We start from the raw sequence: 10,600 nt of genomic DNA on the forward strand, positions 1-10,600 counted from the left end.
CGTGCGGTGGCCCGGCGGGCAGGTGGCCGCGCGCGGGGGGGGGGGGGGGGGGGGGGGGGGGGGGGGGGGGGGGGCGGGGGGGGGGGCCCCCCCCCCCCCCCCCCCGGCGGATCAGTGCGGGAACAGCGGCGGGAAGGTGGGCTGACCCGGGTCACAGGTGTTGCCGTAGATGGCGCTGGCGGCGGCCGTCAGACGGACGGGGCCGGCAACGCGTACCGTGATCTTCTTGAGGGTTCCGGTCTTCTTCATGGTGTTCACCTCCTTCGTTTCGTTGGCGGGACCGGCACCGGGGATCCGGAGCCGGAGGCTTGGAGGGCCGTCCGTCGTCAGACGGGCGACTGGAGGACGCTCCGCAGGTCCTCCAGCAGATGCAGCGCCCGGCTCCTGGGGCCGTCCGCCAGCTCCGCCGAGGAGCCGGGGGCCGCGGCGCGCGCGGTGTCGCGGTCGCGGCGGTCGTCCGCCATCCGCAGCGCCGTGGCGGCCTGCCGGGCGAAGAGGGCGAGCAGATCGAGTTCGCCCAGACTGGAACGGGCCTGCGGCGCGGGGTCGAGTACTTCCAGCACGCCGAGGACCCGGTCGCCGTGGATCAGGGGCGCCGCCATCAGCGCGTCGGGCACGAACTCCGTCGACTGCGCGAAGTCGCGGTCGAACGCGGTGTTGCGCGACAGATCGGCCACGATCATCGGCTCGCCGGAGGTGACGACCCAGCCGGCGATACCGCTGTCGGCCGGGAAGCGCCGTCCGACCAGGAACGCCTCCCCGCGTCCGGAGACCGCCTGGAAGACCAGTTCGTGCGCGGCCTCGTCCAGCAGGAACACCGAACTCGCCTCGGCTCCGAAGATGGCCCGCGCCACTTCCACCACGGACCGGAGAAGCTCCCCGGCGAGCGGATCGACGGCGGACACGGTGGACTCGTTTCCTGCACTGCTGTCCCTGCTGTCCCTCACTGGGCACCCCTGGCGGCGACTTCGACGTTTGCTGCTGAAAGGTAGAGAGCGGTCTTGAGCTGAAAGGTGGTCATCCGGCGGTGCTCGGAGAGGATGCGCGCGCACAGACCGGCGACATACGGCGTGGCGAAGCTGTTGCCGGTCGTCCGCATCGTCGTGCCGCCGAGCCAGGCCACCTGTACGTCCTGTCCCGGGGCGAAGAACTCCACGGGTGGGCGCGGGTTGTACAGATAGAGGTCCGGGTCGTTCTCCCGGTGGCTGCCGACCGAGATCACGGAGGCGAACCGCCAGGGGAAGCTCTCCACCGGTGTGTTGTGGGCCGAGGCCACGATCACGGTCCTGCGGAAGTACGCCTCGTCGGCGAGCGCGTGCAGTTCGGGCGCGAACCGCGTCCGGGTGGTGGACAGGCTCAGATTGATCACGTCGAAGCCCTGGCGGACGGCCCAGCGCAGACCGGCGAGCATGATGTCGCCGGTGCCGGAGAATCCCTTGCCCAGCACCCGGACGCTGTACAGCTCGCAGTCGGGCGCCGTGGCGCGGATGATCCCCGCGCAGGCCGTGCCGTGTCCGCAGGCGTCCCCGGTGTCGGTGGGCTCCACGGTGATCCCGTCGGGGCCCTGGACGACGGCCCAGGCGCCGGCGAGCGGGCCGATCAGCGGATGGTCCCGCTCCACCCCGGAGTCGACGACACACACCTTGATCCCGCGCCCGCGGGCACCGGCCCAGGCGGCCGGCTCGGGCATGGCCGGGGCGTCGGCGGTGACCCGGACGTCCTGCGGGCCCTCACCGCGCAGGCTCCAGACCAGGCCGGGGCGGCGTGCCGTTCCCCCACCGCCGGCCGGCCCGCCGCCGGGGGCTCCGGCGTACTCGGCGGGGTCGGCGGTGACACGGGCGCCGGGAGCGTCGGCGGTTCGCTCCGGACCGGCCGTGCCGGCCGTGCCGGCCGTGCCGGCCGGGTTCGCCGGGCTGTCCGGGTTCGCCGTGCTGTTCGGACCGTCCGGGCTTTCTGCGGTGTCTGTGGTGTCTGTGGTGTCTGTGCTGTTTGCATGGTCGGGCTTCGTGGCGTCTTTGCCGTAGTCGTCGCTCATACCGACTCCACCGCGCGCGCGGCCCGGCGCAGACCGGGCAGGTGTTTCTTCGTCTCGAACCGTCCGCGTGCCAGCTCCGCGGCCACCCGCGCCTCCCCGCGCCGGCCGAACCGCCCCAGGACCTCGGCGCGGTCGAGCAGCGCGACCGCCTGGACGACCGGGGAGTCCGTCGCGCCGGCGGCGCTCACCGCGTGTGCCGCCAGGGCGAGGGCCTCGTCGGCGCGCTCCCGTGCGGCGGAGATCCGGGCGAGGACGCCGTAGAGGTCGGCCCCGTCGGAGCGGGGCAGCCCGGCGGTGGCCGCGGCGGCCTCGCCGGGCGTCACGCCCGCCGCGGTGGCGGAGTGCGCGGCGAGGCGTTCCTCGGCCTCGTCGACGCGGCCCGCGTCCAGCAGCACCCTCGCCGCCTCACGGGTCACCGTTCCGAGCAGTCCGCCGGCCCCCAGCTCGCGTGCCGCCTCCGCCGCCTCGTCCAGCAGTTCGAGCGCCGGTTCGCCCCGGCCCGCGAGCGACTCCACCGCCGCGGCGAAGACGGGGACCACGACACGGCCCTCGGCATAGCCGAGTTCGGCGGCGATCCGGCGGGCGTCGGCGATCCGGGCACGCGCCTCGTCCCACCGCTCCCGCAGGGCGACCAGGACCGCGAGCGGGCAGTTGAGCGTCAGGCGTACGGTCGGCCGGGGGCCGCCGTGTTCGGCCAGCAGGCCGGAACCGCGCGCCAGGGCCGTGGGCACCGGCTCGGGTCCCCGCCACAGCGAGACCCCGATGGCGCCGAGCGCCAGGGCGCGTTCAGGTTCCGCGTCACGGCGTACCGCGTGGTCCAGGGCCCGGGTGAGCAGGGCGTCGGCCTGGCCGTGGCGGCCCTGGAGCTGGCGTTCCTGCGCCATCCGGATGCACGCCCTGGCCTGGCCCAGCTCATCACCGGCGCGCTCGAACACCGGCAGGGTGAGCCGGGCCGTCGCGGCGATGTCGCCGGGCACGTCCGCGGGCGGTGCGGCGGCCAGCGCGAGCCGCGCGTGGGCCGCTTCGACGGCGGAGTCGTCCCAGTCGTTCCCGTCGCCCCAGTCGTTCCCGTCAATCCCCTTGCTTCCGTTGCTTCCGTCGGCGCCCCTCCGGCCGTCGAGCACGGCGAGCAGCAGGCCCCGGCCCTCCTCGACCTGGCCGGTGGCGAGCCGTACCTCGCCCAGGCGCCGCGCCGCCTCGGCCCATTCGGGCTCCGAGTCCGTCGCGAGCTCCACCGCCCGTGCGAGAAGCGTGCCCGCCCAGGAGAGGTCGGACCGGGCGAGCGCCTGGGAGCCGGCCCCGATGAGCAGCCGGGCGGCGCGGCGGCGCAGCCGCCCCGTACGGGCGTCGAGTACGCCCAGCTCCGCGCGGTAGCGGAAGGCGCGCTCCAGATGGCCCGCCACGGCCGCGTCGCGTTCGGGAACCGGCCGTTCGGGAGCCGGGAGCCCGGGAGCGGGGCCGCTCGGCCCGCCCGTCCGGGCCAGCAGCACATCGGCGGCGCGTTCGTGCCGCTCGGCCCGCACCCGCTTGGCCATGGACTCGTAGGTGATCTCGTGCACGAGGACACTGCTGAACCGCAGCGGGGCGCTTCCGGTGGTGGTCCGCCCCACCGGCTGGACCAGCCGGCGCCGGCTCAGCCGGCTCAGCGCCGCCCGTACGGGCTCCTCCTGACGGCCGTCCGGGTCCGCCGCGCCCCCGCCGGCGCCGTCCGCGCCGTGGTGCAGCGGGCCGCCGGGCGCGCCCTCGCGACAGACGGCGGCGAGCGCGGCCAGTTCGTCGGCGGTGAACTCCCGTCCCACGACGGCCGCGAGGTCGAGCGCGGCGCGCTCGGGCCCGCCGAGCGCGTCGATCCGCGCCCCGAGCAGCGCCTGGAGGGTGGGCGGCAGTTCGCCGCGGCCGTCGGCCCCGTACGCGGACTCCGGCTCGGAGACGCTGGTGAGAAGCTGCTCCAGATAGAACGGATTGCCGCCGGCGGCCTCCAGGACCCGGGCGGGGACCACTGCGCCGTCCTCGCCCGCCCAGTGCGCGCTCACCTCGGTCAGCGCGAGAGCGACCGTCTCGGCCTCGGCCGCCGTCAGCCGGGGCAGCATCAGGGCGCGGGAGCGCATCCTGCCGCTTCCCCAGCCGGGCCGCCGGTCGAGCAGTTCGGGACGGGCCAGACAGACGAACAGCACGGCGGACGGGTCCAGTTCCCCGATCAGCCGGTCGAGCACGTCCAGCAGCAGATCGCTCGCCCAGTGGCAGTCGTCCACCATCACGACGACGGTCCGCCGGCGCGAGAGAAGGGTCAGCACACTGACGACGGCGGCACAGGTCTCACCGACCGAGGGGTTGGGAGTGCCGTCCTTCAGCAGACCGGCTTCGAGAACCTCCAGCGCGGCGCTCCACACGGCGCGTTCAGCGGGATCGGACAGGTCGACGGGGCGTTCCCCGGCGGCCGTGCCCGTCCCGGATCCGTCCCCGGCGGCCCGGTCCAGCAGCGCGGTGACCGCCTCGGCCAGCGGGGCGAGGCTGCCGTGGTCGCCGTAGGAGCGGCAGCGTCCCGAGCCGAAGACGACGGACGACGCGGCGCGCTCGCGCCACTCGTGCAGCAGCCGTGTCTTGCCCATGCCCGCCTCGCCGTAGACGGTGACCAGGTACGAGCCATGGCCGTCGGACACATCGGCGAGCGCGAACCCGAGTTCCGTCAGCTCCCGGTCGCGGCCGACGAAGGGCACGTCGAAGCGGCGCAGCAGCTCCGGCGCGTCCTCCCCGATACCGGTCAGCCGGTAGGCGGTGAAGGGGCCGTCCTTGCCCTTCAGCGTCAGCGGACCCACGCGCTCCGTCCGCGCGCCCGCCCCGGCCGCGAGCCGGGTCTCCGGGCCGATCAGAATCTCACCGGGCGGGGCGTGCTGTTCCAGACGGGCGGCGATATTGACGGTCTCGCCGGACACGAGGGCCTGGCGGGCGCTGACATCCGTACCGCTCACCACGGAACCCGAGTTGACGCCGATCCTGACCTGGAGCCGGATGCCCAGTGAGGGTTCCAGTTCCGAGTCGTTCAGCTCCTCCACCGCGTCCAGCATGGCGAGCGCGGCGGTGAGCGCCCGCAGGGCGTCGTCCTCGTGCATCTCGGGGATGCCGAAGACGGCCATCACCGCGTCCCCGATGAACTTCTCCACGGTGCCGCCGAACTCCTCCAGCCGTGTCCGCATCAGCTCGAAGTACCGGAGGGTCACGGCGCGCAGCGCCTCGGGGTCCAGGGCCCCCGACAGCGCCGTCGAGCCGACGAGATCGCAGAAGACGACGGTCACCGTCCTGCGCTCCTCGGCCGGGACGGCCGGGCGTGCGGCGACGGTCGTTCCGCAGAGCGGGCAGAACCGCGCGCTCGGCGGCAGCAGGCCCTCGCACGAGGCACACCGCATGGATCATTGTCCTTTCAGCCCGGGAGGGGCGGATCGGGTGACACGTCGGGAAGGAGACCTCGGAAGCGGACCCCGGAAGCGGACCCCGGGGGAGAGCCCGGGGACGGACGCCGGAGGGGAGCGGGACGTCAGAAGAGGGCCCCGCCGGCGATCTCGCTGTGTGCCTGGACCTCGGGCCCCACCTCGTCGAGGCGTGCCTTGATGTCCAGGAGCAGGAAGACCTCGGCCGGAGTGAGATCGCCCAGCACCTGGCGCTGTTCGTCGGTGAGTTCGGTGAGCGGGAAGCCGTGCTCCTCCAGAGAGGTCAGCGGGTCGGGGGCGACGTGGTGGGGGAGATGGCCTTCGGGCTCGTTCATGACGTGTCCGTTCCTGGCGTGGGGCCGTACGGGCGCGGTGCGGTGCCCGCGTCACGGTCGACGCGGTCGAACAGTTCGATGAGGGCGTGCACGGTGTGCAGTCCGCTGACGGTGACGGCGGAACTCCCCGCAGGGCCGAGCGGGAGCCGGTCGAGCAGCGCGAAGACCGCCCCCGCGTGCCCGGCGTCCAGAGCGGCGTGCTCGCGGACGGTGGTGACGGCCTCCGGCGGCAGACCGGCCGCCGCCACGATGTGGTCCGCCAGCCAGGGCGCGGGAGCGTTGGCCTCCAGAGCCGCGATGTAACCGAGCAGGGTGACCGGGTGGTGGTACTCGATCCAGTACTGCTGCGCGCCCACGAGACGGGCGACGGCGGGCGGGGGCAGCTCGGTGGTCAGGCTTCCGGGGTCGCCGCCGAGGGCGGCGAAGTCGGCGAGCAGCCAGTCGTCGTGCCCGCGCTCCTCCTCGATGTGCTCCCGGAGGTAGCTTTCCAGGGGCGCGGCGGTCCGGTCGCGCGGACCGAGTTCGGCGCAGCGTGCGGCGGCGCGTTCCATCAGCGGCACCGAGGCCCGGATCACCCCGTGCATCGCCCGTACGTATCCGGTGTACCGCTCGCGGAGTCCGGGGGCGCGCCACAGCCGGGCGGTCGACGCCCCGAGCGCGGGAGCGGCGAGGGCGAGCCCGGTGCGCAGTGCCCGTCCTGCGAGCACGCCGGGGCTCGTACCGGGGCTTGTGCCGGGGTCCAGGTGCGCGGGCGCGCTCATCGTGGTGCCTCCGGCCGTGAACTCCCGTACCGCGCACCGGAGCCGGAGCCGGAGGCAGATGAGGCGGAGGCAGAGGCGGTGCCCGGGACCGCCGGGCTTCCGGGCGCCGGACCCGCCGTGGCCGGAACGAGCGCGACCAGACCGGCGTGGCCCGCGCTGCCGTGGCGGCGTACGAGCGTGACCGGGCCCGCGTCGCTCTGGAGACGGGCCGCGTGCCGGTCGAGCAGGGCGCCCGCGGCCCCGGACGCGATCCTGTCCGCGGTGGCGAGGGCCTCCGGACGCTCCCCGAGCCGCCGGCATCCCGCGCAGTAGCCCTCGGCCGGGGCGCCGGGCGCGGCCCTGTGGAGCAGATTGGCCGGGCCCACCGTTCTGATCATCCGCAGCACCGGTGAGGAGGACGACCGTTCCCGGATCAGGGGCCAGGTGTCCTCGGAGATATGACCCAGCGTCAGATGGGCGGGCGGCGGGCGGGTGTCCACCGTCCGCTGGTTGCAGCAGGCGAGGACTGTTCCGTCATGGGCGACGACGGGCCAGGCCGCCATGGAGCAGGGGAGCGCGCGCTCCGGGTCGGGCGCCGCGGGTCGGGCGGTGGCCCAGGACGCCGCGCGGCCCACCGACCGCACGGTGTTGACCAGCATCGGCACCCGGTCCGCGAAGGTCCGCCGGACGTCGGAGACAAGGTCGGTGAGATACGGATCGTCCGCCCCCGAGCCGACGAGATGGAGACTGGCCGGCACCCCGGCGTCCAGCACCCGCCGTACCGTACGGAAGACGGCCCGGCGCGGGACCTCCCGTTCGTGGAAGGCGTCCACGCTCACCGAGAAGTGGTCGACCGCGGTGATCGCGCGCAGGATCCTCGCCGGGATCGGGGTGTCCCGGGCGTCGCTGTCCGCCGCGAAGAACGCCCCGGTCAGCAGCGCGGAGCGGGTCCCGGCCCGACGGGCACGGGTGGCCAGAGCCGCCACCAGGTCCGGCCGCAGCAGGGGTTCGCCGCCGGACATCATCAGCACGTCGGGGCGGTCCTGCGCGCGGAAGGTGCCGACGAAGCGCAGCAGCCCTTCGCCGTCCGGCTCCTCGGACTCCATGGTGGACGAGGAGGAGCAGTGGGCGCAGTGCAGCGGGCAGCGGCGGGTGAGGTTCAGCAGCAGTCCCGCGCCCGGCAGCGGGCGCAGGCTCATCAGCTCGGCGAGCTCCACGGCGGTTACTCCTCTCCCGGCGGTGTACGGCGGCGGGCCGCGGTGTACGGAAAGCCGGTGTACGGAAAGTCTCCGGGCGAGGGGTTCGGAACCCTGGTCACAGACGCCTGGTAATCGGTAAAGCCGCAGGTCGGCGGTCGGCGGTCGGCGGTCGGCGGTCGGCGGCCGGTGGTCGGCAGTCGGCAGTCGGCAGTCGGCAGTCGGTGGTTGGCGGTTGGCGGTTGGCGGGACGGAGGGCAGGCCGGCCGGACGCCCGCTCAGGCCATCGCGTGACGGGGTCCCGTGGGACCGGCGAGGGACTGCTGGCGCGCGTAGACGTGCAGCAGACGCGGGAGTTCGTAGAGCACCGCGTGCGCGGTGACCTCACTGTCCGGCAGGGCGATCATCCCGGCGTCCATCAGGGACTCCAGCTCCCTGCGGGCCTGGTCCTGGCCATGGGCGAGTACGGTCGCGGCCTCGTGCAGGGTGAAGGCGGGCCCCGGAAGGGTCCCGAGCCGGCACAGTACGGTTCTGCTCGCCTCGGGCAGATCGCTCCAGCACTTCGACAGCCGGGGACGTACGTCCATGTCCCCCGCGGTGAGTTCGTCGAGCAGGGTGTGTTCGTCGGCCAGCCGCGCCGCGTACTCGCCGAGCGGGAGATGGCGCAGCACGGCCAGCTTCAGCCCGCTCACCCGGACGGCGAGGGGCAGCATGCCCGTGGCCGCGACGATGCGCTCCGCGGCGCCCCGGTCGGTGCTCAGCCGCTCGGGCCCGATGATGCCCGCCAGCAGATCGAGGGCCTCGTCCAGGGAGAAGGGGGCCAGACCCATCCGGTGGGCCGGGGCGAGTCCGCCCAGCTGGGAGCGGGCGGTGATCACCACGGCGCTCGCCCCCGCGTCCGGGAGGAGGGGCCGGACATCGGCCTCGGCGGCGGCGTCGTCCAGCAGGAGCAGCAGTCTTCGGTGCGCCAGCCAGGCCCGCCACACGCCGGCGGCCTCGTCGGCACCGTCGGCCCCGGCCCCGGCCACGTCGGTGTGGTCGGCCCACTCCGTGTCCGGCACCGGGAGGGCGAGACCGACGAGCCGGGCGAGTTCGGCCAGCACGGCGGGCCAGGGCCGGGGGACCCCCGCGCCGTCCCGCATCCGCACCAGCAGGCGGCCGTCGGGGAACGCGTCGGCGAGCCGGTGGGCGACATGGACGGCCGTCTCGGTCTTGCCCATGCCGACCGGCCCGGTGAGGACCGCGACCCGCCGTTGCGCGCCGCCGTGGGCGAGCAGTGCCATCAGTTCGCGTACCTGGTCGTGGCGGCCGGTGAAGTCCGCCGGATTCCGCGGCAGAAGGGAGCGCAGGTCCCGCCGCGCGGATCCGGTGACGGGCGCGCCGGGGTCCGGCGGGGCACCGGCGCCGCCCGGACAGCCGTCGAGCAGGGAGCGGTACAGCGCCTGGAGCGACGGACTCGGCTGGAGTCCCAGTTCGGAGGCGAGGAGCTGGCGCAGCGCCTCGTACACGGCGAAGGCCTCGGTCTGCCGGCCCAGCCGGCACAGCGCGTTCATCTGGACCGCCCGCAGCCGTTCCCGCAGCGGATGCTGTTCGACGAGATCGGCGACGGTCTCGGCGATACGGGGGGCGTTGCCGAGGCTCAGCTCGGCCTCGGCCCAGTCCTCGTACAACTGGAGATAGCGGCTGTTCAGACGCTCGGTCTCGTCCAGGATCGCCCGGGAGCAGAGGAGTTCGGGCAGGGCGGGCCCGCTCCAGAGGTCGAGTGCCTCCCGCAGCAGCCGGGCGGCGGGCGCGGCGGCGCCGTGGCGCAGCGCGTCCCTGCCCGCCTCCACGAGGCGGTGGCAGCGCAGCGTGTCCAGCTCGTCGTCGCCCACCCGCAGCACATAGCCGCCGGCCTGGTGCGCGAGCCGGTCCCTGATTCCCGCGTCGTCCAGGAGCTTGCGCAGGGCCGACACATAGACCTGGAGGTTCTTGCGGGCCGTGCGGGGCGGCATATCGGCCCAGAGCGCGTCCGTCAGGGCGTCGACGGACACCGGCTTGTTCGGCCGGCACAGCAGCATCGCCAGGAGCAGACGCTGCTTCAACGGGCCGAGAGGGAGGGCCTGTCGGCCCAGATGGACCGAGAGCGGGCCGAGGACGGAGAACCGTATGCCGCCGGTCCGCGGTTCGGCGATGCCGTTCATCACGTTCGTACCCCCTGGGGTAGAGGCGGCGTGTCAGCGGCCGGCGGCGTGGGAGCACACGGCGGCCACGCCGGCTCAGCCGCCATAAGCTGAAATGAATAGGTTCGGGTACATCATTAATCTCCGCTAGGGCCGACGCAAGAGGCACCCGGCGGTGGCCGGTTCCACGCGGCTCCTCGTCCCGCCCCACCCCTCTGGTATGCGGGGATACCGGACGCATACCGCCCTTTGGGCATCTGTGAATCGGCCTGTCCTAGCTTCTGTGCTGCCGGCGCACCCCCGTCGCCGGGACACGGTTCGCCTACACGAGGAGACACCATGGCCGAGAACACCGAGCCCACGAACGAGTCCGCCGAGCCGGCCGAGACCGAGGCCGAGGTCGAGGCGCACGCCGAGTCCCCCCTGGGCCTCCAGGAGATGGAGAGCGCCGCCCCCGGCAAGGACCTGGACCAGCCGGGCACCAGCAACATCAGCGTCGCCCTCTGCTGATACGCGCCACCTCGTACGCGGCACGCGGTTGACGGTGCGTCCGGGCGGCTCACGGCCCGCCCGGACGCACCCCCCCCCCCCCCCCCAACCCCCCCCCCCCCCCCCCCCCCCCCCCCACCCCCCCCCCCCCCCCCCCAGGGGGGGGGGGCCCCCCCCCCCCCCCCCGGCGGTGCGGCGCCCAATGTGAACGCCCCCCG

9 protein-coding genes are annotated in these 10,600 nt (G+C 74.5%); 1 reads left to right on the plus strand and 8 read right to left on the minus strand.

What is annotated here, in order from left to right:
- Positions 1-111: 111 nt before the first annotated feature.
- The 8 genes from ACFYYH_RS31330 to ACFYYH_RS31365 all read right to left on the minus strand — a co-directional run bounded on the left by ACFYYH_RS31330 (position 112) and on the right by ACFYYH_RS31365 (position 9,914).
- Positions 112-249, minus strand: coding sequence for a hypothetical protein (locus ACFYYH_RS31330; RefSeq protein ID WP_388558217.1), 138 nt, complete (start codon positions 247-249; stop codon positions 112-114).
- A 77-nt stretch (positions 250-326) separates the two neighbouring features.
- The gene (locus tag ACFYYH_RS31335) at positions 327-947 is read right to left on the minus strand and encodes a GAF domain-containing protein (protein ID WP_388558220.1); all 621 of its coding nucleotides are present in this window, start codon (positions 945-947) and stop codon (positions 327-329) included.
- Positions 944-1,753, minus strand: coding sequence for a S8 family serine peptidase (locus ACFYYH_RS31340; protein WP_388558249.1), 810 nt, complete (start codon positions 1,751-1,753; stop codon positions 944-946). Before ACFYYH_RS31340 ends, ACFYYH_RS31335 begins: the two co-directional genes overlap by 4 nt.
- 278 nt (positions 1,754-2,031) lie before the next feature.
- Positions 2,032-5,439, minus strand: a complete 3,408-nt coding sequence (locus ACFYYH_RS31345; protein ID WP_388558223.1) for an adenylate/guanylate cyclase domain-containing protein — start codon at positions 5,437-5,439, stop codon at positions 2,032-2,034.
- A 128-nt stretch (positions 5,440-5,567) separates the two neighbouring features.
- Positions 5,568-5,795, minus strand: a complete 228-nt coding sequence (locus ACFYYH_RS31350; RefSeq protein ID WP_388558225.1) for an aroma-sacti cluster domain-containing protein — start codon at positions 5,793-5,795, stop codon at positions 5,568-5,570.
- Positions 5,792-6,556, minus strand: a complete 765-nt coding sequence (locus ACFYYH_RS31355) for an iron-containing redox enzyme family protein (RefSeq protein WP_388558228.1) — start codon at positions 6,554-6,556, stop codon at positions 5,792-5,794. The genes ACFYYH_RS31350 and ACFYYH_RS31355 overlap by 4 nt, the downstream gene beginning before the upstream one ends.
- Complete coding sequence (locus ACFYYH_RS31360; RefSeq protein WP_388558231.1) at positions 6,553-7,752, minus strand: radical SAM protein; 1,200 nt, start codon at positions 7,750-7,752, stop codon at positions 6,553-6,555. Before ACFYYH_RS31360 ends, ACFYYH_RS31355 begins: the two co-directional genes overlap by 4 nt.
- Before the next feature lie 257 nt (positions 7,753-8,009).
- Complete coding sequence (locus ACFYYH_RS31365; protein ID WP_388558234.1) at positions 8,010-9,914, minus strand: BTAD domain-containing putative transcriptional regulator; 1,905 nt, start codon at positions 9,912-9,914, stop codon at positions 8,010-8,012.
- A gap of 318 nt (positions 9,915-10,232) precedes the next feature.
- Here ACFYYH_RS31365 and ACFYYH_RS31370 point away from each other — a divergent pair, with 318 nt between their 5' ends.
- On the plus strand, positions 10,233-10,403 hold the full coding sequence (locus tag ACFYYH_RS31370; RefSeq protein WP_388558237.1) for a hypothetical protein: 171 nt from the start codon (positions 10,233-10,235) through the stop codon (positions 10,401-10,403).
- Positions 10,404-10,600: the final 197 nt, after the last annotated feature.

The organism is Streptomyces sp. NPDC002018, from assembly GCF_042890865.1.
Classification (GTDB): domain Bacteria; phylum Actinomycetota; class Actinomycetes; order Streptomycetales; family Streptomycetaceae; genus Streptomyces.